25 protein-coding genes are annotated in these 26,536 nt (G+C 63.7%); 18 read left to right on the top strand and 7 right to left on the bottom strand.

Annotated elements, in window-relative coordinates; genetic code table 11:
• Nucleotides 1-23: 23 nt before the first annotated feature.
• From QQS14_RS00315 to QQS14_RS00305, 3 genes are read right to left on the bottom strand one after another with little or no spacing between them, the layout of a single operon-like run.
• Nucleotides 24-1,304, bottom strand: a complete 1,281-nt coding sequence (locus tag QQS14_RS00315) for an NAD(P)/FAD-dependent oxidoreductase (RefSeq protein ID WP_285904885.1) — start codon at nucleotides 1,302-1,304, stop codon at nucleotides 24-26.
• A 29-nt stretch (nucleotides 1,305-1,333) separates the two neighbouring features.
• Entirely contained in the window at nucleotides 1,334-1,780 is a 447-nt protein-coding gene (locus tag QQS14_RS00310) for a 4Fe-4S dicluster domain-containing protein (protein ID WP_285904884.1), read from the bottom strand.
• Nucleotides 1,781-1,792: 12 nt separating this feature from the next.
• Nucleotides 1,793-3,316 carry a glutamate synthase-related protein gene (locus tag QQS14_RS00305; RefSeq protein WP_425607901.1) on the bottom strand — a complete coding sequence of 508 codons (1,524 nt, stop codon included), beginning with the start codon at nucleotides 3,314-3,316 and terminating at the stop codon, nucleotides 1,793-1,795.
• A 668-nt stretch (nucleotides 3,317-3,984) separates the two neighbouring features.
• Here QQS14_RS00305 and QQS14_RS00300 point away from each other — a divergent pair.
• The 18 genes from QQS14_RS00300 (at nucleotide 3,985) to QQS14_RS00215 (ending at nucleotide 19,585) form a co-directional block, all read left to right on the top strand.
• Entirely contained in the window at nucleotides 3,985-4,131 is a 147-nt protein-coding gene (locus QQS14_RS00300; RefSeq protein ID WP_285904882.1) for a symporter small accessory protein, read from the top strand.
• The gene (locus tag QQS14_RS00295; RefSeq protein ID WP_285904881.1) at nucleotides 4,132-5,739 is read left to right on the top strand and encodes a sodium:solute symporter family protein; all 1,608 of its coding nucleotides are present in this window, start codon (nucleotides 4,132-4,134) and stop codon (nucleotides 5,737-5,739) included.
• Between the two features lie 141 nt (nucleotides 5,740-5,880).
• A complete protein-coding gene (gene dut, locus QQS14_RS00290) occupies nucleotides 5,881-6,339 on the top strand; it encodes a dUTP diphosphatase (protein WP_285904880.1) in 459 nt (152 codons plus the stop codon).
• A gap of 18 nt (nucleotides 6,340-6,357) precedes the next feature.
• Complete coding sequence (locus QQS14_RS00285) at nucleotides 6,358-7,572, top strand: aspartate aminotransferase family protein (protein ID WP_285904879.1); 1,215 nt, start codon at nucleotides 6,358-6,360, stop codon at nucleotides 7,570-7,572.
• A gap of 68 nt (nucleotides 7,573-7,640) precedes the next feature.
• Nucleotides 7,641-7,868, top strand: a complete 228-nt coding sequence (locus QQS14_RS00280; RefSeq protein WP_285904878.1) for a hypothetical protein — start codon at nucleotides 7,641-7,643, stop codon at nucleotides 7,866-7,868.
• Nucleotides 7,869-7,949: 81 nt separating this feature from the next.
• On the top strand, nucleotides 7,950-8,825 hold the full coding sequence (locus QQS14_RS00275; protein ID WP_285904877.1) for a 50S ribosomal protein L11 methyltransferase: 876 nt from the start codon (nucleotides 7,950-7,952) through the stop codon (nucleotides 8,823-8,825).
• The gene (locus QQS14_RS00270; protein WP_285904876.1) at nucleotides 8,822-9,475 is read left to right on the top strand and encodes an endonuclease III domain-containing protein; all 654 of its coding nucleotides are present in this window, start codon (nucleotides 8,822-8,824) and stop codon (nucleotides 9,473-9,475) included. The genes QQS14_RS00275 and QQS14_RS00270 overlap by 4 nt, the downstream gene beginning before the upstream one ends.
• Nucleotides 9,476-9,480: 5 nt before the next feature.
• Nucleotides 9,481-10,581 (top strand): murein hydrolase activator EnvC family protein, encoded by a 1,101-nt coding sequence (locus tag QQS14_RS00265; RefSeq protein ID WP_285904875.1) that lies wholly within the window; start codon nucleotides 9,481-9,483, stop codon nucleotides 10,579-10,581.
• A gap of 49 nt (nucleotides 10,582-10,630) precedes the next feature.
• Nucleotides 10,631-11,914, top strand: a complete 1,284-nt coding sequence (locus QQS14_RS00260; protein WP_285904874.1) for a S41 family peptidase — start codon at nucleotides 10,631-10,633, stop codon at nucleotides 11,912-11,914.
• Between the two features lie 87 nt (nucleotides 11,915-12,001).
• On the top strand, nucleotides 12,002-13,186 hold the full coding sequence (locus QQS14_RS00255; RefSeq protein WP_285904873.1) for a divergent polysaccharide deacetylase family protein: 1,185 nt from the start codon (nucleotides 12,002-12,004) through the stop codon (nucleotides 13,184-13,186).
• A gap of 63 nt (nucleotides 13,187-13,249) precedes the next feature.
• The gene (locus QQS14_RS00250; protein WP_285904872.1) at nucleotides 13,250-13,549 is read left to right on the top strand and encodes a hypothetical protein; all 300 of its coding nucleotides are present in this window, start codon (nucleotides 13,250-13,252) and stop codon (nucleotides 13,547-13,549) included.
• Nucleotides 13,546-14,523: a flagellar motor switch protein FliM gene (gene fliM / locus QQS14_RS00245; RefSeq protein ID WP_155934845.1), complete on the top strand. Its 978-nt coding sequence runs from the start codon at nucleotides 13,546-13,548 to the stop codon at nucleotides 14,521-14,523. The genes QQS14_RS00250 and fliM overlap by 4 nt, the downstream gene beginning before the upstream one ends.
• A gap of 133 nt (nucleotides 14,524-14,656) precedes the next feature.
• A complete protein-coding gene (locus QQS14_RS00240; protein WP_285904871.1) occupies nucleotides 14,657-15,607 on the top strand; it encodes an ABC transporter substrate-binding protein in 951 nt (316 codons plus the stop codon).
• Between the two features lie 113 nt (nucleotides 15,608-15,720).
• Nucleotides 15,721-16,629, top strand: a complete 909-nt coding sequence (locus QQS14_RS00235) for an ABC transporter permease (RefSeq protein ID WP_285904870.1) — start codon at nucleotides 15,721-15,723, stop codon at nucleotides 16,627-16,629.
• Nucleotides 16,626-17,420, top strand: a complete 795-nt coding sequence (locus QQS14_RS00230; protein ID WP_285904869.1) for an ABC transporter ATP-binding protein — start codon at nucleotides 16,626-16,628, stop codon at nucleotides 17,418-17,420. The genes QQS14_RS00235 and QQS14_RS00230 overlap by 4 nt, the downstream gene beginning before the upstream one ends.
• Before the next feature lie 77 nt (nucleotides 17,421-17,497).
• Nucleotides 17,498-17,920 carry a nucleoside-diphosphate kinase gene (gene ndk, locus QQS14_RS00225; protein ID WP_285904868.1) on the top strand — a complete coding sequence of 141 codons (423 nt, stop codon included), beginning with the start codon at nucleotides 17,498-17,500 and terminating at the stop codon, nucleotides 17,918-17,920.
• A complete protein-coding gene (proC, locus tag QQS14_RS00220; protein ID WP_285904867.1) occupies nucleotides 17,920-18,717 on the top strand; it encodes a pyrroline-5-carboxylate reductase in 798 nt (265 codons plus the stop codon). The genes ndk and proC overlap by 1 nt, the downstream gene beginning before the upstream one ends.
• A 130-nt stretch (nucleotides 18,718-18,847) precedes the next feature.
• Nucleotides 18,848-19,585 carry a hypothetical protein gene (locus QQS14_RS00215; protein WP_285904866.1) on the top strand — a complete coding sequence of 246 codons (738 nt, stop codon included), beginning with the start codon at nucleotides 18,848-18,850 and terminating at the stop codon, nucleotides 19,583-19,585.
• A 29-nt stretch (nucleotides 19,586-19,614) separates the two neighbouring features.
• Here the strand turns inward: QQS14_RS00215 and cbiB are convergent, their stop codons facing one another.
• The 4 genes from cbiB to QQS14_RS00195 all read right to left on the bottom strand — a co-directional run bounded on the left by cbiB (nucleotide 19,615) and on the right by QQS14_RS00195 (nucleotide 26,527).
• Nucleotides 19,615-20,562 (bottom strand): adenosylcobinamide-phosphate synthase CbiB, encoded by a 948-nt coding sequence (cbiB, locus tag QQS14_RS00210; protein ID WP_285904865.1) that lies wholly within the window; start codon nucleotides 20,560-20,562, stop codon nucleotides 19,615-19,617.
• A gap of 102 nt (nucleotides 20,563-20,664) precedes the next feature.
• Nucleotides 20,665-22,410, bottom strand: coding sequence for an RNA polymerase sigma factor RpoD (gene rpoD, locus QQS14_RS00205; protein WP_285904864.1), 1,746 nt, complete (start codon nucleotides 22,408-22,410; stop codon nucleotides 20,665-20,667).
• Nucleotides 22,397-24,172: a DNA primase gene (gene dnaG / locus QQS14_RS00200; RefSeq protein ID WP_285904863.1), complete on the bottom strand. Its 1,776-nt coding sequence runs from the start codon at nucleotides 24,170-24,172 to the stop codon at nucleotides 22,397-22,399. The genes rpoD and dnaG overlap by 14 nt, the downstream gene beginning before the upstream one ends.
• A 27-nt stretch (nucleotides 24,173-24,199) precedes the next feature.
• On the bottom strand, nucleotides 24,200-26,527 hold the full coding sequence (locus QQS14_RS00195; protein WP_285904862.1) for an endonuclease MutS2: 2,328 nt from the start codon (nucleotides 26,525-26,527) through the stop codon (nucleotides 24,200-24,202).
• Nucleotides 26,528-26,536: the final 9 nt, after the last annotated feature.

The raw sequence follows: 26,536 nt of genomic DNA, 5'->3' as shown, positions 1-26,536 counted from the left end.
GTCCCGTGCGGGACACTGGGGTCTTACTCGGGAGTCCCGGGGTTCCACGTCTCTTGGAAGAAATCGTCGGGCCACATGAGCACGTCCGGCTCGCCCGCCACCAGTTGCCTGCGCGCCTCCTCGGGGATGGGCATCTGGAATTTGACAAAGGCCGTGTACATGCCCGCCATGTCGATGTCGCCCACCAGGACGTAGCCCACGAGGTGATCGTCCTGGAACACGAGTTTGCGATAGCTTTTCTTCTTCTCGTCCAGAACGGCCGTCACCTCGTAGGAGGCGTCGTCCTCGGGCGGGTTGACCATGCCCACCGAGATGGTCGGCAACCCGTAGAAGCTGATGGAGTTCATGGCCAGGCTGCCCAGGAAGCGGACATCCGCCCCGGCCATGTTCTTGCCCGCGCAAAACCCCTGGTTGTAGGCGTTGGTCCAGATGGGGATGACCCGGTCGTCGCCGTAGAGCAGGTCCCTGGCCTGGGCCACGTCGCCCGCCGCGAACACGCCCGGCGCGCTGGCGCGCATGTGGTCGTCCACCTTGATGCCCCGGTCCACCTCGAGGCCGGATTCCTTGGCCAGCCCGTAGTTGGGCACCACGCCGATGGCGATGACCACCACGTCGGTCTGGAGGAAGTCGCCATCGGTCAGGTGCACGCCCTTGAGGTTGCCCGCGCTGTCGCGCTGGATTTCCTTGGCCGACACCCCGCAACGCACGGCCAGGCCCACCTCGGCCAGCCTGCCGCCCGCGAGGGATGCCGCGTTTTCGTCAAAGGCGAGGCTCAAGATGCGCGGCGAGAGTTCGAGGATGGTCACCTCCACGCCCCGGTCAAAGAGCGACTCGCCCGCCTTGAGGCCGATGAGCCCGCCGCCGATGACCACGGCCCGCTTGATCTCGCGGGCCTTGGAGATGAGGGTCTGGGCATGGGCCAGATTGGTGAAGTTGTAGACGTCCGGCCCATCGGCCCCGGGAATGGGCGGGGTGAACGGGATGCCGCCGGTGGCGATGAGCAGGTTCTCGTAGCCGATGGTTTCCCCCGCGTCGGTGGTCACGGTTTTGGCCTCGGTGTCGATGGCCGTGACCGTGGTGCCGAGCTTGAGGGTGACGTTGCTCTTCTCGTAAAATTCCGCAGGCCGCAGCGCGAGCCTGTCCGGGCCGATCTTGCCCGCCAGCAGGTAGGAGATGAGGGGACGCCCGTAGGCCGGGGAATCCTCGGCTCCGATGACCAGAATCTCGCTTGCCGCATCGACCTTGCGGATGCCCTCGATGGCTCCGATGGAGGCGATGCCGTTGCCTATGATGACGTATTTCATTGATGACCTCGCGGGTTGCTGTCGTCGGGCTAGCGTTCTTCGTACTTGAGCGCCGCGTTGGGGCAGGCCTGGACGCAGGCCGGGCCTTCAGCCCTGCCCTCGCACAGGTCGCACTTGACGATCTTGTTCTCGATGGGGTGCCTGCGAATGGCCCCGTAGGGACAGGCCATGAGGCAGGACCAGCAGCCCACGCACTTGTCGCGGTCGTACACGGTGCGCCCGGTCTCCGGGTCCTTGTGCAGCCCGCCCGAGATGCAGGCCGCCACGCAGGAAGGCTCGTCGCAGTGGCGGCAGCTGATGGCCACGCAGGTGTCGCCCTTCTCGAAGACGCGCTTGCAGGGCGAAAGCCCGCTGGCCGCGCGCTCGTCGCGGTAGGCGATGATCAGGTCCTTGCTTGCGGAATGGGCGGTGATGCAGGCCAGCTCGCAGAGGTGGCAGCCGATACAGTATTCCTTGTCCGGGTAGACTCTTTTCATGGCTTGCTCCGTCTAGCGCCCGGCGTGCTTGATGCCGAGGATGTCGAGTTCGGTGTCGGACAGGCCCACCCCGCGCAGCTTGTCACGGTTGCCGCGCAGGCTCTCGATGGAATTGAGCCCCATGCCGCCGAGCATCTCCTCGATCTCGTGGCCCCAGGCGTGGATCAGGTTGGTGAGCTTCTTGGCCGCGATGTCCGGATTTTGCCGCTTGGAGAGCTTGGGATCGTTGGTGGCGATGCCCCAGGGACACTTGCCCGTGTAGCAGCGGCCGCAGATGGTGCAGCCCACGGCGATGAGGGTGGCGGTGCCGATGTACACGGCGTCCGCGCCCAGGGCGATGGCCTTGACCACGTCGGCCGAGCAGCGGATACCGCCCGCGGCCACGATGGACGCCTGATTGCGGATGCCTTCGTCGCGCAGGCGCTGATCCACCTGGGCCAGGGCCAGTTCGATGGGAATGCCCACGTTGTCGCGGATCATGGCCGGGGCCGCGCCCGTGCCGCCGCGCATGCCGTCGATGGTCACGATGTCCGCGCCCGCCCGGACGATGCCCGAGGCGATGGCGGCCACGTTGTGCACCGCCGCGATCTTGACCGCCACAGGCACCTTGTACTCCGAGGCCTCCTTGAGGGCGAAGATGAGCTGGAGCAGGTCCTCGATGGAATAGATGTCGTGATGCGGGGCCGGGGAGATGGCGTCGGACCCGATGGGCACCATGCGCGTCTCCGAGACCTTGTCGTTGATCTTTTCGCCGGGCAGATGGCCGCCAATGCCGGGCTTGGCCCCCTGCCCTACCTTGATTTCGATGCCGACACCCGCCTTGAGGTAGTCAAGGTGGACGCCGAAGCGGCCCGAGGCCACCTGGACGATGGTGTTCCTGCCGTACTTGTACAGGGACTTGTGCAGCCCGCCCTCGCCGGTGTTGTAGACCACGCCCGTTTCCGTGGCCGCCCGGGCCATGGCCTGATGCAAGTTGAAATTGATGGCCCCGAAGCTCATGGCCGCGAACATGATGGGCACTTCAAGCTCGATCTGTGGCGACAGCTTCGTCTTCAGGGACGGTTTACCGTTTTTGTCATTTTCAACAGAAATCTTCCTGGGCTTGGCCCCGAGGAAGGTCTTGAGCTCCATGGGCTCGCGTAGGGGGTCGATGGACGGGTTGGTCACCTGGCTGGCGTCGAGGAGCATGCGGTCCCAGTAGACCGGAATGTCCACGGGCGAACCCATGCCCGCCAGCAGCACGCCGCCGGTGTCCGCCTGCTTGTAGATGTTCTGGAGAAAGACCGGCCGCCACAGCTTGTTGGTCCTGAAATCCGAGGGCTTGTTGCGTATGTTCAACGCGGCGGTGGGACACAGCGCCTCGCACCGGTGGCAGCCGATGCACTTGGTGTTGTCGTGCACGACCTTCTGCCGGGCCTCGTCAAAGAAATGGGCCTGGTAGGAACATTGACGCACACAGACCTTGCAGCTGATGCACAGGTCCGGATCGCGATCAATGCAAAACTCATGGTAGTTCTTGTTGACGGGTTGAAACAGCAAGGCGGGTATCCTCTTTGCGTTTGGTTGCCAAAAAAGTCATCGTTTGCACCGAATGACGGCGGCACCGTTTCTGGCTTTTCACAATTCGGGCAAAAACCTGAATTGCAAGGGGAGCAACAAAAGCACAACTGGACCAAAGCTGTCAAGAAAAGTTTTAATTGCTTGAAATATAAAGAGATAATCTTGTCAATTTCACTCCTGGCGAGGGGGTTTCGATGACGTTCCGTCTTGGCGCCAGCGGGCTAAGGCCTGGCCTCATCTCTGTCGCGCTGGTCGATTGGGTCAGGATTCGGTGGCCCATGCTACATATTTGTCGTTTTCGGACCACCTCATCGCCCTCCTCCCTCCTCTGCTCAATATTATATACAGTAATGGGCCTCATGACGAAGAAGGCAATGATATTGTCTCACTGGACTGAAATCCGCCCTTGACACGGAGGGCTGCTTTGTGTAGAGACCAGCCCATGAACTCCCACCACAACCGCTTTGGCTTCTTTTTCTTTTTTGGCTTTCGCTTTTTTAGAAGCGCCAGCGGTCTTGGGGTGTGCGAGTAGTCACTAAAAGGATTTACAGACACAACGAGGGCCGCGGGCATACAGCCGGCGGCCCTTTTCTTTATGGTTCCGCCGACCGGACCGGGGCGCGCAACACGAGGAGCGATCGGGCATGATGATGGGACTTGGCAGCGTCGAGATAGCCCTGGCCTTCTGGCTGAGCATTGGATCGGCGGTATTGTGCGTCGTTTACGGAATTGTGAACTGGAACAACAAGGGCGCGGAACCGGGCAAGGCCGTGCCTGAGGAGGATGCATAAGTGGAAGGCAAGATCCTCGGCATCCTCGTCTACCTCGTCGGCATCTTCTATCTTGGCTACAAGGCGTGGAAGGTCACCAGAAAACCCACCGACTACATGCTTGCCGGGCGCCAGATGAGCCCCTTTGTGCTGGCCATGTCCTACGGGGCCACCTTTGTCTCCACCTCGGCCATCATCGGGTTTGGCGGCGTGTCGGGAATGTTCGGCATGTCCATGCTCTGGCTGACCTTCCTGACCATCTTCGTGGGCGTCTTCCTGGCCATGGTGGTGTTCGGCAAGCGCACCCGGCGCATGGGGCTGGCCCTCAACTGCCAGACCTTCCCCGAACTGCTCGGCAGGCGCTACCGCTCCAAATTCATCCAGCAGTTCTCGGGCGTGCTCATCTTCCTGTTCATGCCCGTCTACGCCGCAGCCGTGCTCATCGGCATCTGCCGCATGCTCGAAGTGGCCTTCCCCATGGTCAGCTATGGCGCGTGGCTGCTCGTGGTCACCGCGCTAGTGGCCATGTACGTCGTCACCGGCGGCCTGCGGGCGGTCATGTACACCGATGCCTTCCAGGGCAGCATCATGGCCGTGATGATGCTCATCCTCATCGTCACCACCTACACCCTGCTCGGCGGGGTGGGCGACGCCCATCAGGCCCTGACCGACATGGCCGCCCTGGTGCCCGAAAAGCTCACGGCGGGCGGCATGAACGGCTGGACCCAGGGGCCGGACATCAAGTCACCCATCGGCCTGACCATTTACACGACACTGGTCTACGGCGTGGGCCTTGGCGTGCTGGCCCAGCCCCAGCTGGCCGTGCGCTACATGACCGTGCCCTCGGACCGCGAACTGAACCGGGCCGTGGCCATCGGCGGCATCTTCATCCTGCTGCTGACCGGCGTGGCCTTTGTGGTCGGCGCCCTGTCAAACGTGGTCTTTTACGAGAGGTTCGGCGAGATCGCCATCACCACGGCGGGCGGCAACTTCGACCGGATCATTCCCATGTACATCGATAGGATCATGCCCGGCTGGTTCTCGGGGCTGTTCCTGGTGGCCATGTTCGCGGCGGCCATGTCCACCATGAGTTCGCAGTACCATGTGAGCGGCACGTCCCTGGCCCGCGACTTCCTCGAGCAGCACGTGAGCATCGGCAACGGGGGCTCGTCGATGAAGCTGAACCAACTGGGCGTGATCATCGCGGTCTTTGCCACCCTGGTCTGGGCCTGGGTGCTGCCGGGCAACATCATCGCCCGGGCCACGGCCTTCTTCTTCGGCCTTTGCGCGGCCTCGTTCCTGCCCATCTACCTGCTCGGCCTGTACTGGAAGGGCATGACCAAGATTGCGGCCAAGGTCTCCATGGTCGGCGGGTTCGCGGCCTCCATGTTCTGGCTGCTCTTTGTCCATCTTCAGGAGTCGGCGGCCATCGGCCTGTGCCAGGCCCTGACCGGCCAGTCTTCCCTGGCCGCTGGCGGCGAACAGGGCTCGTGGCTGTGGTTGATGCAGTGGGTGGACCCCAATGTGGTCGCCCTGCCCGTGTCCATGGCCCTGGCCGTGGGCGTCAGCCTGGCCACCCGACGCATGGAGAGCAAACACCTCGACCTCTGCTGGGACGGCCTGTGCTGATCTGTTGCCATTGATGACACAACAGGAGCGCCGGAGCATGACAGCCCGGCGCTCCCTTTTGTTTCCACAATTGACAGCCGGGCGGATTCGGCCCAATAAACAACGCATCAAAACTCAAGGACCGCGCAAGGACCGACAGCCATGAAGAAAATCGATGTCAACGTCACATTCTCGCACTCCGTCTGGAAAGAGCACGACCTTGCCTACGCCACGGAATTCTCCGCAGGGCTGGACCTCAGGGCCTGCATCGACGAGAACGAGCTTGTCTTCGGCCCCGGCGAGAAGAAGACCATTCCCGCCGGGCTGGCCATCGAGATCCGCGAGCCGAGCGTAGCCGCGTACGTATTCTCTCGCAGCGGTCTTGGCACCAAGGACGGGCTGACCGTCAGCCAGGGGGTGGGCGTCATCGACCCAGATTATCGTGGCGAGATCAAGGTCTCCCTGCTCAACACCTCGGGCGAGGTCCGACGAATCAGGCGCGGACAGCGCATCGCCCAGCTGGTGTTCATGCCCGTGTTCCAGGCCGTCATCAATGCGGTCGGCGAACTGGGCGCAACGGATCGCGGGGCCGGGGGCTTCGGGTCCACAGGGAAACTCTAATCGCCAAAGAGCAATACAATGAGCAATAAATTCGACGCCATAGTCAAAAGAGAACAATCGCTTCTGTGCAACACCTACGGCCGGTATCCGCTGGCCGTGTCCAAGGCCCAGGGGAGCAGGCTGTACGATCTGGACGGCCGGGAATACCTCGACTTTCTCTCGGGCATCGCCGTGTGCAGCCTGGGCCACAGCCGCGAGGATCTGGCCGACGTCATGGCCGAGCAGGCCCGCACGCTGGTCCATGTCAGCAATCTCTTCTACCAGGAACCGCAGCTTGATCTGGCCGAAAAGCTGCTGGCCACCTGCGCGGCGGGCAAGGTATTCTTTTGCAACTCCGGGGCCGAGGCCAACGAGGGGGCCATCAAGCTCGCCCGCCGCTACATGCACCGGGTCAGGAACGAGGACCGCCACGAGATCATCACCCTGGAAAAATCCTTTCACGGCCGCACGTTATCCACCCTGACCGCCACCGGGCAGAGCGGTCCCATCAAGGACGGCTACGATCCGCTGCCCGAGGGGTTTGTCACCGTACCCTTTGGCAATGTCAACGCCCTGCGGGGAGCCATCGGTGCCAACACGGCGGCCATCATGATCGAGATGGTCCAGGGTGAGGGCGGTGTGCGTCCCCTGCCTTCGGACTACGCGGCCGACATCGCGGCCCTGTGCCGGGAGAACGGCCTGCTGCTCATCGTGGACGAGGTCCAGACCGGCATGTGCCGCACCGGCCGCTTCTGGGCGCACCAGCATTACGGCCTGGTCCCGGACATCTTCACCTCGGCCAAGGCCTTGGCCAACGGCCTGCCCATGGGCGCGGTCCTCTGCTCCGACGAGGTGGCCAAAGGGTTCACGCCCGGCTCCCACGCCACCACTTTTGGCGGCGGCGGGGTCGTCTCGGCCGTGGCCGCCAGGGTCGTGGACATCATGGTCCAGGAAAAAATGGCCGAACGCGCCCTTGAGATGGGCGCCTTTGCCCGTGCCCGGGCCGAGGGGCTCATGGTCAAACACCCGGGCAAGATCGTGGGGACGCGCGGCCTTGGCCTGCTCTTTGGCATCGAGCTGTCCTGCGACGGCCCGGCCGTGTGGAAGGGGCTGCTTGAGCGGGGCATGGTCTGCAATCTGGCCCAGGGCACGGTCCTGCGTCTGGTGCCGCCCCTGACCATCGAAAAGACGGACATCGAGGCGTTCATGGCCGCCCTGGACGAGGTGCTGGGCACCGTGGACCCGGCGGCCTGATTCCTCGCGTCCCGGCCCGCCTTGACCCTGTCGGGACGAGCGCGTAGAGATTGAGGCAGGAGCACGGCATGAGCACCATTGATCCCATCGACCCCACGGGCGGATACGCCCCCCTGGCCGCCGAGGAGCGAAAGGCCATGCTCTCGCCCGCCCTGCGCAAGCCGGAGAGCACCATGCCCGACGAGCAGACCCTGGCCCCCCTGGCCAGAGCCAGGGCGGAGAGCCGGGACCAGCAGACCACGGTGCAGCAATTCCAGTACACCGGAAAAGGCGCGTTCATCGACAAGGTGTTCTAGATGACCGCAACATCGCAACGACAATCCGGCCGGGAACGCGCGTTCCCGGCCGCGTCATGTTTCACAGCCGGAGGCGTTTCCATGTCCACTCTTCTCAAGATCGAATTCACCATTGCCGAGGACGCGGCCGACGAGGCCGGGGTCTTCATCGCCGCCCGGGTGCCCCACGGTTGGGAGGAAACCCCGGGCGAAGGCGTGCGCCGCTTCACCCTCTATCTGGAGGACCACCCCCTGGCCATGGAGATGGTCCGGGCCTTTGAGGCGCGCTTTCCCGGCTCAGGCGTGCGCTGGTCCGAGCAGGAATCCGAGAACTGGGCCATGGCCTGGAAGGATTTCTTCAACCCTGTCAACTGCGGCGGGACCTTTACCATCCTGCCGCCCTGGCTGGAGGACGGCAAGGAGAACGGCACCACCCACATCGTCATCGAGCCCAAGATGGCCTTTGGCACCGGCCACCACCCCACCACCTCCCTCTGCCTGACCACCATCGGCGAGCTTGTCGGCAGGAGCGCCATCGCCCCGGGCGACACCTTCCTCGACCTGGGCACCGGCTCCGGCATCCTGGGCATTGGCCTGGCCAAGCTCGGACTCACCGGCATCGGCCTGGACATCGACCCCCAGGCCATCGTCTGCGCCCGGGAAAATGTCGAGGCCAACGACGTGGCCGGTGCCATGCGCACGGCCGTGGGCAGCATCGACAGCCTGGAGCCCGGCCTGCCCTTCGACATCGTGGTAGCCAACATCCTCTCCGGGCCGCTCATCGAGATGGCGGGCGACATCCTGGCCCATGTCCGGCCGGGCGGCTGCCTGATCCTCTCGGGCATCCTTGCCGGGGAGCAACAGGACGCCGTGGCCGAAGCTTACGAGCGCCGGGGCATCGGCACACCGGTCATCGCCATCGAGGGCGAATGGGCCTGCCTCGTCTGGGAGCAGGTGGGAGGCGACAGGCGGGCATGAGCCGGGCCGCGACCATACTTGCCATGTACGAGGCCATGCTCGCCGCGCTGGGCCCCAGCCGATGGTGGCCCGGCGACACGCCCTTCGAGATCGCGGTCGGGGCCATCCTCACCCAGAACACCAACTGGGGGAACGTGGAAAAGGCCATGGCCAACCTCAAGGTACGCGACCTGCTCTCGGCCAGGACCATGCTCGCCCTGGACCCGGCAGAGCTGGCCGAGTTGATCCGCCCGGCGGGCTACTACAACCTCAAGACGGTCAGGCTGCGCAACTTTCTCAATTTCCTCAAGGATGAGGCTGAGTTCGAGATCGAATCCCTCAAAGCTCATCCACTGGATGAACTTCGCGACAAGGTCCTGGCGGTCAGCGGCATCGGGCCGGAGACGGCGGACTCGATCCTGCTCTATGCTCTTGAAATGCCGACATTTGTTGTTGACGCCTACACCCATCGACTGATGCGCCGCCACGGGCTGGCCTTTGAAGGCATCGACTACCACGAACTGCGCGCCCTTTTCATGGACGCCCTGCCCGAGGATGTGGCACTGTACAACGAATTCCACGCCCTCATCGTCCGCACGGGCAAGGAGTGGTGCCGGAAACAGGCCGGGCTGTGCGCAGCCTGTCCGTTACAACCCTTTCTCGGCCAATGAGCATTATGACGCGCCTCCTGCATGCCCTGCTCTGCCTCTGCCTCGCCTGGACACCGGTCCTGGCCGAGGAGGCCGGGCAATCGCTGCACGAGAGCCTGCAACAGGAGCATCGTCGCGCCGACCAGCGCGAGCAGGAGGTGCGCAAGCTCACGGAACAGGCGGGAAAGCTCTCCACGAGCATCTCGGGCATCGAGCGCGAAATGGCCGACCTGCTCAAGCGGATCGCAACCCAGGAAACGGAACTGAACTCCATCCGCCAATCCGAGCGCGCGGCCCGTGAGGATCATTACGCCCTGGAGGAGGAGAAGCAGCGCATCTCGCGCGAGCTGGCCGGTCTGATCCGCTCGCTGTGGCCGGTGCATCTGCAATCAGCGCGCTCGCGCTTTGCAGGGGTGGATAGCTGGGCCGAGTTCGACCGCCGCAAAAACTGGCTGGCCGACATCTACGAGGCCACCCGGGCGCGGTTCGAGGAGGCCAGGATCAATGCGGAACGCATCGCCAGGAACCTGGAGCGTCAACGGACCCTTGAGCAGGAGGCCGAGGCGCAGCTTGCCCGGGTCAACGAGACCAAGGACCGGCTGCTTGATCGGCAACACTCCCTGCGCCGCAACCTGCGCGCCGTCACCCGGCAGCGCGAGGATGCAGAGACAGAGCTGACGGCCATCCTCTCGTCCATCGAGAGCCTGAAGTACCAGCTCCAGTCCCAGAAGACCAAGCGGTTCGACCTCTACAAGCGGACCCTGCCCTGGCCGGTGCGCGGTCGCCTCGTGGCCGACTACGCCCCGGGCGCGAACCCGCCGGTGCGCGGCCTCGGCCTTGGGGCGCAGGAGGCGGACACCGTGCGCTCCGTCTTCTGGGGCAAGGTGGTGCACAACGACACCCTTCGCGGGTTCGGGCATGTGGTCATCGTCTACCACGGGCACGATTATTACAGTTTGTACGCATACTTGTCAGACACGCACGTGAGCACCGGCCAGGAGGTCGAAAAAGACGAGCCCCTGGGGGTGGTGGGCTACTACCCGGCGGCCGATGGCCCGGGGCTGTATTTTGAATTGCGTTTTCACCAAAAACCAATTAACCCGAAAGTTTGGTTAACGTCGCCATAATGAATCATGCCAGACGCGCGCTTTTGTCGCGCGTCAAGCGGGAGGCTTCATGCGCATATCGCTCTGGATTGTCACGTTTCTTCTTCTCTTCACCCTCACGGTGGCCCCCGGCCCGACCATGGCCGGGAAGGACGACCACTTCGAGGCGCTCAAGCGCTTCTCGCAGGTTCTCGACATGGTCGAGAGCTATTATGTCAAGCCCATCACCCGCAAGGAACTCATCGACAATTCCATCAAGGGCATGATCGAACAGCTGGACCCCCATTCCGCCTTCCTGTCTCCTGAAGACTACAAGGAAATGCAGATGGATACCTCTGGAAAGTTCAGCGGTATCGGCATCGAGATCAGCCTTGAGCAGGGACGGCTGACCGTGGTCTCACCCATTGAGGACACCCCTGCCTACAAGGCCGGGCTCCTCGCCGGAGACCTGATCCTCGAAATCGACGGCGAATCAACCCAGGACATGACCCTGCTCGACGCGGTCAAGCGCATCCGGGGCGAAAAGGGCACCACCGTCACCCTGCTCATCCTGCACCGCGACTCCAACAAGCCCCAGGAAGTGGCCATCGTTCGTGGCACCATTCCCATCACCAGCGTCAAGACCCACTCGCTGGAAGACGGCTTCCTCTACCTGCGCCTGACCAAGTTCCACGAGTCCACCACAAAGAACATGCGCGACGAGATCGCCCAATACCAGAAACAGCACGCCATCAAGGGCATCGTGCTCGACCTGCGCAACAATCCCGGCGGCCTGCTCGGCCAAGCGGTCTCTGTGGCCGACACCTTCATCGACGATGGTTCCATCGTCTACATCCAGGGCAAGGACGAGGCCAGCCGCAAGGACTTCTTCGCCTCCAAGACCTCGGACGAGATCAAGGCGCCGCTGGTGGTGCTCATCAACGCCGGTTCCGCCTCGGCCTCGGAGATCGTGGCCGGTGCGCTTCAGGATCACAAGCGCGCCCTGATCGTGGGCGAGCGCTCCTTTGGCAAGGGGTCGGTCCAGACCATCATCCCCATGGCCGATGGCTCGGGCATCAAGCTGACCACGGCCCTCTACTACACTCCGGGTGGCCGCTCCATCCAGGCCATGGGCATTGAGCCCGACCTGAAGATCGCCTTCCTGGCCCCGCCCAAGGACGAGGAACGCGCCATGCGCGATCGCTTCACCGTCAGGGAGCAGGACCTGAGCCGCCACCTTGAGAACGGTGAAAAGACCAAGGGCAGTGCGGCCATGGCTGAAAAAGAAGTCAAGGAAATGCTTGAGCGCGACAACCAGTTGCGCATGGCCCTTGAGTTGGTCAAGAGCCTGCCCAAGCTCAAGGAAATCAAGTAAAGGACGATACGGTTCCCGATGGACGACCAATCCAGGGACGAAACCAGGGATGAAACCGGAAAAGAAGGGACCGGTCCGGACAGCCTCTTGAAGAGACTGTACCGGCCCGGTCCCCTTGTGATGTTCTTTGTCCTCGGCGTGGCCGGTCTGCTCGCCCTGGGCTATTTCATCCTGACCGACGACACTCCGCCGGACGTCATGTCCACCCGGGTCGGTGCCATCCAGCCTTCACCGCGGCCCAAGGTCTACGAGGAAGACTCGGCGGGCGGCGCTACGGGCGGCATGGAAGACAGGGTGCGCCAGGCCGATCTGGCCATCATCGAGGCCATGCGTGCAAGCAGCATGGACATGACCGGCCTGGACCTGCTCGATGTTGAGCTGCGCAAGCTCGACGGCCGCACGTATCACTATCAGGTGCTCCAGATTCCCCCGGTCAGCGAGCGCCGCTCCTTTCTGGACACCCTGCGCGAGCGCCTGGACACGCGTGTGCCCGAAGCCGTGCTGGCCGAGGTCGGCGAGACCGAGGCGACCATCGCCATCAGCGGCCTGACCTCGCACCGCCTGCTGCTGGAGAGTGTTCCGCTGGCCCTGCCGCGGCCCAAGGCCAACGGCCCGGGCCTGGCCATCGTCATCGACGACATCGGCGAGGATATTCGCGTGCTCAAGGGGCTCCTTGCGCTGGATTTCCCCGTGACCCTGGCCGTGTGGCCCAATGCCAGCCAGACCCGCGATTCGGTCCGGCTCATCAGCGCTTCTGGGCACGACCTCATCGTCCATTTTCCCATGGAGCCCATGGGCTACCCGGCCTACGATCCGGGCGGGGACGCCCTCTTCACCACCATGAACGACGAGGCCATCCGGCAGCGCGTGTCGGATAATCTCGACCGCATTCCCGAGGCAATTGGCGTCAACAACCACATGGGGTCCAGGTTCACCGCCCATGCCCCGGGCATGCAGGTTGCCCTGACCGAACTGCGGCGACGCGGCCTCTTCTTTCTCGACAGCCTGACCACGTCCCGGAGCGTGGCCCGCGCCACGGCCCGCAACGTCGGCATCCCCTTCTACGAGCGCGATATCTTTCTGGACAACGTCAAGGATGTGTCGGCCATCACCCTGCAACTGCGCAAGGCGGAAAACGTGGCCCTCAAGAAGGGCTCGGCCATCGCCATCGGCCACCCCTACCCGGAAACCCTGGCCGCCCTCAGGGAGTGGTCGTCCCGGAAAAATGCCCAGGTCAGGCTGGTTCCCCTTTCCGAACTCGCAGCCGAGTAACCCGGCCCAAGGCCCTGCGCCCTGCCCGACCCATTCGACGTCTGGTCGCCCACGGGCTGCTTCATGCAGAGCCAGAACTGGCTGCAAAAGCTTGATTTCACATTGAATCATCATCCTCAGCAGCTCGACTCTGGAAAATCTATAGACTTTTTCATGGCAAATGACGGCTGCCCGCAGCCCGCTCTTGCCTTCCCGCCGGGGCGGATGTTACAGAGGCATACAGCGAAACTGGCGACAGGCCGATGGAATAGTGACGAATCAGGCCCGCTTTTTGCTAATCGTTTCACGATGTTCAAAATCCCGGCGCGGCCGGGGGCAAGCGGGCCGCCCAGGCGACCTATGAAAGAGGCTTTTTCCAGATGAGCAAAATCCTCGAACAAGACGAAGTGGATGCCCTGCTCCGGGGCCTTTCCGGGGGGGATGTCGAGACAGAGACGGAGATACCGGAGGACGACTCCGGGGTGGTTTCCTTTGACCTGGCCAACCAGGACAGGATCATTCGCGGCCGCATGCCCGTCCTTGAGATCGTCAACGACCGCTTTGCTCGGCTGTGCACCAACGCGCTTGCCAACACCATGCGCAAGCGGGTGGACATCAACCCCATTTCCATCGATATGTCCAAGTTCGGCGATTTCATGCGCTCGCTGCCGGTGCCCACCTCCATCTCCATCTTCAAGATGGACCCCCTGCGCGGCAACGCCCTGCTGGTGGTGGATTCCCGTCTCGTCTTCGCCCTGGTGGAGAACTTCTTCGGCGGCGCCGGCAGCCAGCCCAAGGTGGAGGGGCGCGACTTCACGCCCATTGAGCAGGCCATTGTCGAGCGCGTGGTCAAGATCGCCCTGGCCAACATGGAGGAATCCTGGAAGCCGGTGCACGAGGTGCATGTGGAGATGATCCGCACCGAGGTCAACCCCCAGTTCGCGGCCATCGTGCCGCCATCGGACGTGGTCATCGTCATCACCTTCGAGGTGGAGCTTGAGAACGCCATCGGCTCCCTGGTCGTCTGCCTGCCCTACGCCACCATGGAGCCCATCCGCTCCAAGCTGCACGCCTCCTTCCAGTCCGAGAGGCTGGAGGTGGACCATGTCTGGATCAACCGCTTCAAGGAGCGGCTCATGGAGACCCCGGTGGAAATGGTGGTGCGCATGGGCCGCACGACCATCAGCGGCCGCCAGTTGCTCTACCTCCAGGAAGGCGACATCATTCTGCTCGACACCGACGAGGACGAACTGCTCGAAGCCGAGATCGAGGGTGTGCGCAAGTTCCAGGGACTGCCGGGCCGGGTCAAGGGCAACAAATCCTTCCGGGTGGTCAAGGAAGAGGAAATCCGCTTCTGACCATGGCGCACACACCGCAATCAAGGGGCCGCTCACGCGGCCTTTTTGTTTCATCAGCTGGTTGATACACCTTGACTTGGCGCGGTTTTCGGGTCCAATATCCGTCAAAATTCCCTTCCGGAGGACCACTCCCATGAAACGACTTCTTCTGACCGTCGCCTTGCTATGCCTGCTGGCCGTCAACGCCCTGGCGGCCGGACCGTACACCGTCTCGGTCACCCAGATCGTCGAGCATCCCGCCCTGGACGCCATGCGTCAGGGGGTTGCCGACCGGCTCAAGGAACGCGGCGCGGATGTCTCCTACAACGTCCACATCGCCCAGGGCAACATGGGCACCAACGTCCAGATCGTCAACCAGATCAGGGGCGAGAAGCCCGACCTGGTGCTGGCCATCGCCACCCCCGGGGCCCAGGCCGCGGCCCAGAAGATTCAGGACATCCCCATCCTCTTCACCGGCGTGACCGACCCCGTCTCTGCCGGGCTGGTCAAGGATTTGCAGAACTCGGGCGGCGGCAACGTCACCGGCATGTCCGACTTCAGCCCCATGGACCAGCATGTGGCCCTGATTCGCGAGATCGTGCCCTCGGTCAAGACCATCGGCGTCATCTACAACGCGGGCGAGCCCAACTCCGTGGTCCTGGTGGAAAAACTGACCGAAGAGGCGACCAAGGCGGGTATCAATGTGGAGGGCGCGACCATCGCCAACTCCAGCGGCGTGTATCAGGCGGCCAGGAGCCTCGTGGGCCGGGCCGACGTGATCTACATCCCCACTGACAACACCGCTGTCTCGGCCCTGGAGTCCGCAGTCAAGGTCTGTACCCAGAGCCGCCTGCCGCTCATCGTCGCGGATGTGGATTCGGTGGATCGCGGAGCCATCGCGGCCGTGGCCGTGGATTACTACAAGATGGGTTTGCAAACCGGCGACATGGCCTACAGGATTCTCGTGGAAGGCGTGGCTCCCGGCGACATGCCCGTGGAATTCCTTGAAGACCTCAACCTGCACGTCAACATCAAGGCGGCCGCGGCCATGGGCGTGACCCTGCCCGAAGCCACCATCGCCCGCGCGGCCAAGGTCGTCGAGTAGCCGCATTTGCGTATTTGACGCCAACAGTATACAAGGCGCGTTGTCCGCAACGCGCCTTGTTCGTTGTCGGGCTCACATGGTCCGCTTGCGGGCCGCAGACTTCGGGATGGAATATGACCACCTACGCACTCCTCGGCGCCATCGAGCAGGGATTCGCCTACGGCCTCATGGTCGTCGGCGTTTACCTGACCTTCCGGGTGCTCGATTTCCCGGACCTGACCGTGGACGGCAGCCTGCCGCTCGGCGCCTCGGTCTCGGCCGTGGCCATCACGGCCGGGCACTCCCCGGCCCTGGCCGTCCTCATGGCCTCTGGGGCCGGATTCATGGCCGGAGCCGTCACCGGCGTGCTCAACACCAAATTCCGCATTCTCCATCTGCTGGCCTCCATCCTGACCATGATCGCCCTCTATTCCATCAACCTGCGCATCATGGGGCGGCCCAACATGACCCTGCTCGGCCAGGACACGGTGGTGGATTGGTTCGCCTCAGCAAGCGGCCTCATGCCCCATGTCTCCACGCCGGTGCTCTTCGGCCTCGTCTGCGTGGTCGTCGTGGCCGTGCTCGTCTGGTTCCTGCACACCGAGCTTGGCCTCGCCTTTCTGGCCACCGGCGACAACAAGCAGATGATCACCAGTCAGGGCGTGAACACCGACACCATCATCATTTTCGGCGTGGGCCTGTCCAACGCCCTGGTGGCCGCCTCGGGCGCGCTGGTGGCCCAGAACCAGGGCGCGGCCGACGTCAACATGGGCGTTGGCACCATCATCGCCGGGCTGGCCTCGGTCATCATCGGCGAGACCGTGTTCGGCCACAGGACCATCACCCGCGCCCTCATCGCCGCCCTGCTCGGCTCCATCCTCTACCGCGTGGCCATCGCCCTGGCTCTGGGCCTGCGGCTGGGCGACTTCGCCATCACCCCGAGCGATCTGAACCTGATCACCGCGCTGCTGGTGGTCATCGCCCTGGTCATGCCCCAACTCAAGGCCAGGATGAAGCGCACCGTGGCCGGGAGGGCGAAATGATTACCATCACCGGCGTGACCAAGGCGTTCCACAAGGGCGACGTCAATGAAGTCGCGGCACTGACCAACGTCAGCCTGGACATGGCCGAGGGCGACTTCATCACCGTCATCGGCTCCAACGGCGCAGGGAAATCGACCTTTCTCAACGCCCTGGCCGGGTCGTTCCCCCTCGACACCGGGCGCATCGTGCTGGGTGATGACGATGTCACGGGCTGGCCCGAGCATCGCCGCGCCTCTCTCATCGGCCGGGTCTTCCAGGACCCGCTGCTGGGCACCTGCGCGGGCGCGTCCATTGAACAGAATCTGGCCATGGCGCTCAAGCGGGGCCAGCGTCGCGGCCTTGGCCTCGGCGTCAAGGCCGCCGACCGCGCCCTGTTCCGCGAGAAACTGGCCGTGCTGGGCCTGGGGCTCGAAGACAGGCTCAAGACCACCACCGGGTTGCTTTCCGGCGGCCAGCGCCAAGCCCTGACCATGCTCATGGCCACCATGGTGCGTCCCCGCCTGCTGCTCCTCGACGAGCACACCGCCGCCCTGGACCCCAAGACCGGGGCCATGGTGCTCGACCTGACCGCCGAGATCGTGCAGGCGCAGAACCTCTCGGCCCTGATGGTCACCCACAACATGGCCCAGGCCATCAGCCTGGGCAACCGGCTGGTCATGTTCCACCGCGGCGAGATCGTGCTCGACATCGCCGGCGAGGAAAAACGAAATCTCAAGGTCGAGGATCTGCTCCGCCGCTTCTCCGAGTTGCGCGGAGGCGAGGGCGTTTCCGACCGCATGCTGCTCTGCTAGGCTGCGCGCAGCCTGGGCTGGGGCCGCTGGCAAAAACCGTCCGACACATGTACATTGCAAACCCAAGGGAGGCCCACATGGCTATTGAACAGACCTTTTCCATCATCAAACCCGACGCCGTCGAGCGCAACCTCATCGGCGACATCCTCAAGATGATCACCGACTCCGGCCTGCGCATCAAGGCAATGAAGATGATCCACATGGACCGCGCCAAGGCCGAGGGCTTTTACGCCGTGCACAAGGAGCGCCCTTTCTTCGGCGAACTGGTGGACTACATGATCTCCGGCCCGGTGGTGGTCTCCTGCCTCGAAGGCGAGAACGCCATCGAAAAATACCGCGCCCTGATGGGTGCCACCAACCCGGCCGACGCCGCGCCCGGCACCATTCGCGCCGCCTTTGGCCAGAACATCCAGAACAACGCCTGCCACGGCTCCGACGGTCCAGACACCGCCAGGAACGAGGTGGCCTACTTCTTCAACAAGGACGAATTGGTGGGATAATGACCAGGAAAATCGGGTTCATCGGTGTTGGCAACATGGGCTCGGCCATTATCCGGGGGCTGGCCTCCCGCGATGTGGTCCTGCACGGCGTGGATCACGACAAGGCCCGGCTCCACGCCATGGTCGAGGAGGTCGGACTGATCGCGCACCATTCGGCCCACGACCTGGCGCGCGAGTGCGAGATCATCGTGGTGGCCGTCAAGCCCCAGCACGCGGAACCCGTGGTCAAGGAGATCGCCACTGAGCTTGACGGCTCCAAGTGCCTTGTCTCCATCTGCGCGGGCATCACCCAGGCCATGTTCAAGGACTGGACCGAGGGGCTGTGCCCGGTGGTGCGGGTCATGCCCAACATCCCTGCCTTGGTGAACGAGGGCGTCTTCGCCGTCTGCCTGGACGACAAGGACCTCTCCGACACGATGCACTCGGCCATCCCCGCCCTGTTCGAGGGCATCGGACAGGTCCACATCCTGCCCGAGAAGCTGTTCGACGCCTTCACCGGGGTCATCGGCTCCGGCCCGGCCTATGTCTTCTACTTCATGGAGGCGCTGGTGGAGTCGGCCGTGGCCCTTGGCCTGTCGCGGCCCCAGGCCACGCAGATGGTCAAGGGACTCTTCTCGGGCTCGGCCCGGCTGGCCGCAGAGAGCGACCTGTCCATCACCCAGCTTCGTGAGATGGTCACCTCGCCCGGCGGCACCACAGTCCGCGCCCTCACCCACTTCGACCGCCAGGGCGTGCGCGGCTCCATCATCGACGGGGCCTTCGAATCCTACCTGCGCAGCGTGGAGCTTGGCGAATAGGGCTCCCACCTGGATACAACGACACAAGGGCTCCGCGAGGAGCCCTTTTTCATGGCCCGCAGGACATGGAGACGGTCACATCGAAAGGACCGGCTTGACGGCGCAGACAAGCCCGGCCTATCGAAAAAAGATGGACAAAGCTAAACACGCCATGGGCACCCTGCCCTACCTCGTCATTGCCATTGTCACCTTTTTCGCCATCCAGTCCCTGGTGGTGGTGACGCATGAATTCACCCACAGCACCATGGCCTGGCTCCTCGGGGAGAAGCAAAGCCCGCTGGGCATCATCTGGGGCAATCCCCTGACCCTGACCGGGTGGGACGAAGGCGTGGAGTACATGCGGATGTTCGCCCAGGGACACACCCTTCATGCGGCCATCATCGGGTTCTGCCCGCTGATCATGCACTCCCTGGTCGTCGGCCTTGGCATCGGCCTCATGCGCGGGCACCAGCTTGCAACGAGGCCATGGGCGTTTCACGCGGTCTACTGGCTTGTGGTGGTCAATGTCATGGAACTGGTCGCCTATGTCTGGATGCGCGCCTTTGCCGACCATGGGGACATCGGCATCTTCAATCGCGCCACCGGCCTCTCGCCCTGGTGGGTTTTCATCCTCGGCTCCGCACTGCTTGCCTGGGCGCTGTGGCTCTTCTTCCGCCACGCCTTGCCCCGACTCCTGGACCTCTTTGCCCTGGATGACCGGGTGTCCGCATGGACCATGCTGATTCTGACCGCGTTCCTGATCTTCCTCTGGGGCAGCGGCATCCGCGTCATGCTCTACATCAGCGGGCAGCAGTGGATGTTCGGCCTCATTGGCGTGGCGGCCTTCACCGCTGCCGTAACGATCTTTCGTCCCGGGCGCAGCCGATAAGGCGCTACCTCTCCCGCTCAGAATCCGATCTAAAGGGCCCAGCGCAGGCAGCCCAGCACCGCGATGAAGAGCCATCCGGCCAGATGGCCCGAGGACTTGCACAGGCGGATGAGGGTACGCACCATCTGCCTGTCCCAGACCGCTCCGGCCGGGCCGAGCACGGGCTTGTCCTTGATCTCGCCGAAATAGACCGCCTTGCCCCCCATCTGACCATTCAGGAGCCACGCGGCGGCGGCCATTGGCCAGCCCGCATTGGGGCTCTCCACCCTGGCCGCGTCGCGGGCGAGGTTGGCCCGGGCCGCAGCGTGATCCAGGCCACGCCGCCAGCCCACGAGGATCATCACCCAGGCCGTGATCCGGGCTGGAATCCAGGCCAGCAGGTCGTCCGCCTTGGCCGCGCCGCGTCCGAGGTCGCGGAATCGCTCCGTGCGATAGCCCCACATGGAATCCATGGTGCTGACCGTCTTGTACGCCCACATGCCGCCCGGCCCCAGCAGGACGAGGTAGAACAGGGGTGCCACCAGCCCGTCGTTGAGGTTCTCGCTCACGGTCTCGGCCAGGGTGCGCCGCACCTCGTCCGGGGTCAGGGTTGAGGTATCGCGGCTGACGAGCATGGAGAGCGCGGCGCGCGCCCCGGGCAGGTCGCCGGTGTCGAGCAGCGCGGCCACGCGGTACGCCTCGCGCGCCAGACAACCCAGGGCAAGCCCGGCATAGGCCAGATACACGGCAATAAGCAGGCCCAGATACGGGATGGCCATGAGGAATTCGGCCACGCTCCAGGCGGCTGCGGGCAGCAGGATCACAGCGCCCCAGCCCGCCGCGCGCAGATCGATGCCCACCCGGCGGGCCGACGCCTCGTAGCGGTCAAGCGCCCGGCCGATGAGCCGGACCGGGTGCGGCAGACATTTGGGATCGCCGAACAGGGTGTCGAGAATCAGGGCGGCTGCGGGAACGATGAAGATGAAATGGATTTCCATGGTCCTGGTCCCGTTGGGCTCGATGTTTCGCGCGGGGCGCAAGGCCGCATGGAGCGGCGGAAAAAGGGGCCGTGAGAGCGAACTCTCCCGGCCCCTGTCATGCTAGTTTTCGAAGTAGGAGCGAAGCAGGGCGCTGCGCACGGGATGGCGCAGCTTTCTGAGAGCCTTGGCCTCGATCTGGCGGATGCGCTCGCGGGTGACGTTGAAGAGCTTGCCCACTTCCTCAAGGGTGTGGTCCGATTTCTCGCCGATGCCGAACCGCTTGCGCAGCACCTGTTCCTCGCGCGGGGTGAGGTCGGAAAGGACCGAGGCGATCTGCTCGCCGAGCTTGGTGGAGACCACCTCCTCGGCGGGCGCAGTGGCCTTCTTGTCCTCGATGAAATCGCCCAGGCTCGAATCCTCCTCGTCTCCGATGGGGGTCTCAAGGGAGATGGGCTCCTTGGCGATCTTGAGCACCTTCTTGACCTTCTCCAGCGGGTAGTCCATGCGCTCGGCGATCTCCTCGGGCGAGGGGTCGCGGCCAAGCTCCTGCACCAGATAGCGCGAGGTGCGGATGAGCTTGTTGATGGTCTCGATCATGTGCACCGGGATGCGGATGGTCCGGGCCTGATCCGCGATGGCCCGGGTGATGGCCTGGCGAATCCACCAGGTGGCGTAGGTGGAGAACTTGTAGCCGCGCTGGTACTCGAACTTGTCCACCGCCTTCATCAGGCCGATGTTGCCCTCCTGGATGAGATCCAGGAACTGAAGGCCGCGGTTGGTGTATTTCTTGGCGATGGAGACGACAAGGCGCAGGTTGGCGCGAATGAGCTCCTGCTTGGCGCGCATGGCCGAGAGGTTGCCGCGCTTGATGCGCCACAGCACTTCCTCCAGGTCGTGCACGGAGTGACAGCACTTGTCCTGCAGCCGGTGCATGATCTCCAGCTTGCCCGCCAGCATTTCCTTGAAGGAGAAGAACTCCTCCACGGTCAGGCCCAGGGTGTCGGCCGCCTTGACCGGATTCATGGTGCGGTCGTCCACCTGCCTGAAGAGCACCTCGATCTCCGCCTTGGTCTGGCCCACGGACAGAACATAGGCCGAGAGGTCGCGCTGGCAGTTGTGCATCTGGCGGACGTAGTCGTTGACCGTCTCGATGATGCGGTCGATGAGGGTCTTTTCGAGCTTGATGTCGCGCAGGCGGGTGACCACCTCGTCCTTGTAGGAGAGGATGTCCTTTTGCACGCCGTAGACGCGCTTGTCGGTCTGGGCGCAGTAATCGAGCTTTTCGTATATCTTGCGCTTCTTCTTGTAGAGTTTCTTGACCTCGTCGAGGAGGAAGATGACGCGTTGGCGCTGGTTCATCTCGTCCTCGCTCGGGTCGTCCTCCTCGATGGTCTTGACCACGTCCTTGAGCTTGACGCGGCCATCCTTGAGGTCTTCGCCCACCGAGATGAGTTCCTCCACGGCCACGGGCACTTCGACCAGGGAGTACAGGACTTCCATTTCGCCGTTCTCGATCTTCTTGGCGATGACCACCTCGCCCTCGCGGTCAAGCAGGGGCACCGCGCCCATTTCGCGCAGGTACATGCGCACCGGATCGGTGCTGCGCGAGGCGTAGTCTGCGGAGTCGTCGTCCTTGTCGGTCAGCTCAAGTTCCTTGTCGTCGGTCTCAAGTTTCTTGTCGTCTTCGTCGGAATCGACGAGGGCGATGCCCATCTGATCGAAGATGGCGTGAATTTCCTCCAGCTGTTCCGGGGTGTTGTAGTCGGAAGGCAGGGCCTTGCTCAACTCCTCGTATGTCAAGAATCCCCGCTGCTTGCCTTCGGCGATCAGGGTCTTGATCTGCTGGATTTCCTTAATGTTGCTCATCGTCCCTCCTGAGAGATTCTTCCAAGGCCCGAAAACACTCGTCTATCCGCTGCCTGTCGCCGCTGAGTTGCGCCTGATGCAGGGCCTCTTTGAGCTGCCGCCTGTTCTCTTTCTGCTGTCCAAACGCGATCTTATTGCAGATATGTTCCCATTCGTCCAGCAGTTCGCGTCCCGTGAGCGCGGATTCACGCACCTCCTCACGGCACCTGATATAGAAGCTCTTTTCCTGATCGTCCAGTTGGCTCACGATGTGGCCGTGCTGCGCATTGACGAGCTTCTCCCAGAGGGTGCCTGCCCACTGTGTGGCGAGGATGCGTCGGAATCCCCTTTCGACCAGCGCCGGGACATAGTCCGGGTACTGGATGGGAAATTTCAATAAATACCTGTCGTCCTTGTCTTCCTTGCCCACTGCGGGAAGCCCCTGGCCAGACTGGCCGCCCTGCCTAGTCCGCGCCGGACCGGCCTGCTGTCCCCGGGGCGCCCCGCCCGACCTGGGCGGGCCTGATACGCCCGCGTCGCGCCGAAAGTCGGCCTCGGACAGGCCGAGCCCCCCGGCAATGCGCGGCAGGTAGAAGGCGCGCAGCGACGGGTCCTGCAAGTCCGTCAAAAAACCCTTGGCCCAGGCCATGATCTCGCGCGGCGCATAATCGCTGCGCAGGGTGCTCATGCAGAAATCAAGGCCGTCCGGGGCCTGCGCTAGGCACACCTCGAAGCCCTCGGTGCCCTTGGTCTGGAGCAGGCTGTCCACGTCCTCTCCATCGGGCATGAGCACCACCCGGCAGGCCACGCCCTGCAACAGGATCATCCGGCTGCTCTTGAGCGCAGCCTTGCGCCCCGCCCCGTCGCCGTCAAAGACCAGATCGACACGCGAGCAGAATCCGGCCAACCGCTTGACCTGTTCCGGCGTCAGGGCCGTGCCCAGAACGCCGCAGGAGTCGGTGTAGCCGAACTGATGGAGCGAGATGACGTCCATGTATCCTTCGGTCAGCAAGGCCCGCTTGGAGCGGGTCATGGTGGACCTCGCCAGATTCAATCCGTACAGGTGGTCGCCCTTCTTGTATATCGGCGTATCCGAGCTGTTGAGATACTTGGGTTCCCCATCTGTAATGATTCTGCCGCCAAAGGCAATGACCCGACCCGATAAATTTTGAATGGGAAAAATGAGCCTTCCGCGAAACCTGTCGTAAATATTGCCTTTCTCGTTTTTCGACAAGAGCCCGGCATCAACACCTTGTTCCGGGGTCCGCCCCTTGCCCTTGAGAAAATTCCCGAGGCCTTGCCAATCGTCCGGGCTGTAACCCAGGCCGAATTTGGCGATGACGTCCGGGGTCATCCCCCGGTTTTCCAGGTAACGTCTGGCTGTCTCGCCCGCAGCCATGGTCAAGTTGCGCTGGAACCATGCGTTGGCCTCGTCGTGCATGTCGAGGAACAGGTTGGCCCGGGCCTTGCGCTCGGCCGCGTGCGGGTCGTGGGGCACATTGCCCAGATCCACCCCGGCCTCGGCGGCCAGCTGCTCCAGCGCCTCGCGAAACTCAAGGCCGTTAATGCGCGCGTAGAAATCAAAGACATCGCCCGACGCCTGACAGCCAAAGCAATAGAAGAAACCCTCCTCGTCGTTGACCGACATGGACGGCTTGGTTTCCTGATGAAACGGGCACGCGCCCATCCAGCGGCCCGAGACGGGCTTCAGATCCACATAGCGGCGTACGATGTCCGCGATGCTGATGCGGGCCTTGACGGCCTCCACAGCACTCCTGTCCATGTGCGCCTCCGCGCCGGTCGAAACCGGCTACTTGAGAGTTACTTCGGTCATGCCGTCGCCGCCCCGCTCCTCGTTGGCGAGGGAGAAGTCGGCCACGGCGGGATACTGCCGCAGATAGTCGTGCACCTCCCGGCGCAGGGCACCGGTCCCGCGCCCGTGGACTATCTCAAGCCTTCCCGCGCCCTTGCGCAGGGCGTCGTCCATGGCCCGTTCAAGCATGCTCAAGGCCATGTCCGCCCGGTTGCCCCGGATGTCCACCTCGACCACCAGATCGGACGGCGGGACCGGTGCGGAAATCCCTGTTCTGGGCGATGCCGTCCCGGGCGCGTCGGCCCGGGCCAGATGCTCGGCCCCGACCCACATGGCCACTCCGCCGAAATCCACCTTGGCCTGCTTCTTCCTGGCGTTCATTTCAAGCACGGTGCCGGACTTGTTCCAGGCCGGATACGACACGGCCATGCCCGCCACAATGTCGGCAAAGGCCAGGACTCCACCACTCTGCCCGACCGCCGATGCCACTGAGGACGCGGATACTTCCGACCCCAACTCCTCAATTTTTTCGCGCACCTCGGCCAGTTTCCGGCGCGTTTCCTTGCGGCCCAGCTTGTCCGCCTGCCACTGCCTGACAATGGCCTGGGCCTGGGCCTGAACATCCTTGAGCGCCTTGCCGCGCTCCTTCTCGAAACGCGCTTCGAGCTTGTCGCGCTTGTCTTCGAGCCTGCGCCGCTCGGCCCGCACGGCGTCCAGTTCCTGCTCGCGCCTGACAGCCATCTCGTTGAGACGGTCAAGCACAGAACTGGTGTCAGACCCGTCCAGCAGCAGGTAGCGCTCGGCGCGCTCCAGGATGATGGCGGGCAGTCCGTGCTCCCGGGCCACGTCCAGAGCGATGGACGCGCCTACCTGGTCGTAGGCCAGCCGGAAAAGGGGCCGCTTGGTCCCTGGATCGAAGAGCACGCTGGCCGCCCTGACTGAATCGGCCGCCATGGCGTATGCCTTGAGGGCCGGAAAATGCGTGGCGATGATCGAGGTGGTCCCGCGCTCCACCAGACTGTCCACCACAGCCTGGGCCAGGGCCGCGCCCTGGGTGGGGTCCGTGCCCGCGCCGAATTCGTCGAGGATGAAGAGCGTGCTGCCGCCCACCTGATCCCAGACCCGGCGCAGATACTTGATCTGCGCGGTGAAGGTGGAGACGTTCTCCTCCAGGCTCTGCTCGTCGCCCATGATCACGAAGATGTCCGTCCACAACGGAAGCACGCTCCCCTCGGCCACGGGCACCGGCAGACCGGCGAAGGTCATCAGGGCGATGAGGCCGAGGGTCTTGAGGCAGACGGTCTTGCCGCCCGCGTTGCCGCCGCTGATGATCAGCGCCTTCTGGCCGTCGAGCAGTTCGATGTCCACAGGCTGGACGCTGCCCTCGCTGAGGGCCAGCAGCGGATGCCGCGCCCGCAACAGCTTCGGCTCTCCCTCCGGGGCAACCTCGATGGCCCGGCCGCCCAACGCGCTGCCCAGCGCCACCTTGGCCATGAGCACGTCCAGGGCGACCAGTCCGTCGTACGCACCGCCCACGCCGTCGCGCTCCTGGCGGACAAGCTCGGTGAGGAATTTGAGTATCTTGTACTCTTCCTCACGCTCCTCCCGCTTGAGTTCCTGGAGGCGGTTGTTGGTCTCCACCAGGAACATGGGCTCGAAATAGCAGGTCTCCCCGGTCTGGGAGTAGTCGTGGATGATACCCTTGATCTTGTTCTTGAAATTCGCCTTGAGCGGCAGCACGTAGCGGTCGGACGAGATGGTCATGAACTCGTCCTGGAGCGCCTGCCCCAGGCTCTCGGCCAGCACGAAGTCCTTGACCCGCTTGGTGCAGCGCTGGTGGATGGCCCGGATCTCCTGGCGCACTGCCAGCAGTTCCGGCGAACTGGTGTCGCGGATGTTGCCATCCGCATCCAGGCAGCGACCGATGCCCGAAACCGTCCGCGCAGGCCAAGGGTAGTCGAAGAGGGTCCGACCCAGGGCGTCCCAGCCCCGGTCCGTGAACCGCTCCAGGAATTCGCGGGCCTCGCGGGCCACGTCGAGCACCTGCTTGAGGGCGAACAGGGCGTCCTGGTCCAGGGCCGCGCCCGGCCCCTCAAGGTAGGCGATAAGCCCGTCAAGCTCGGGAAAGGCACGCATGACAAAGGCCGATTCCACGCTCCAGGCCGCGGCCTGATCCAGGAGGCCAAGGGCTTCCCTGACCCGATCAATATCCTTGAATGGTTGAAGATTCAGGCACGCGGAAGCCCCGGCGCCGGACACGGCGAAACCGGACAACGCCCCGAGGATTTTCGGGAACTCCAATACCTGAAACGATCTGGACTCCATGTGAGCCGT

The sequence above is a fragment of the Pseudodesulfovibrio pelocollis genome, from assembly GCF_030282845.1.
In the GTDB taxonomy this organism is placed as follows: Bacteria; Desulfobacterota; Desulfovibrionia; order Desulfovibrionales; family Desulfovibrionaceae; genus Pseudodesulfovibrio; species Pseudodesulfovibrio pelocollis.
The sequence above is the reverse complement of the archived record's forward strand: the minus strand, read 5'-3'. Positions and strand labels throughout refer to the sequence as shown.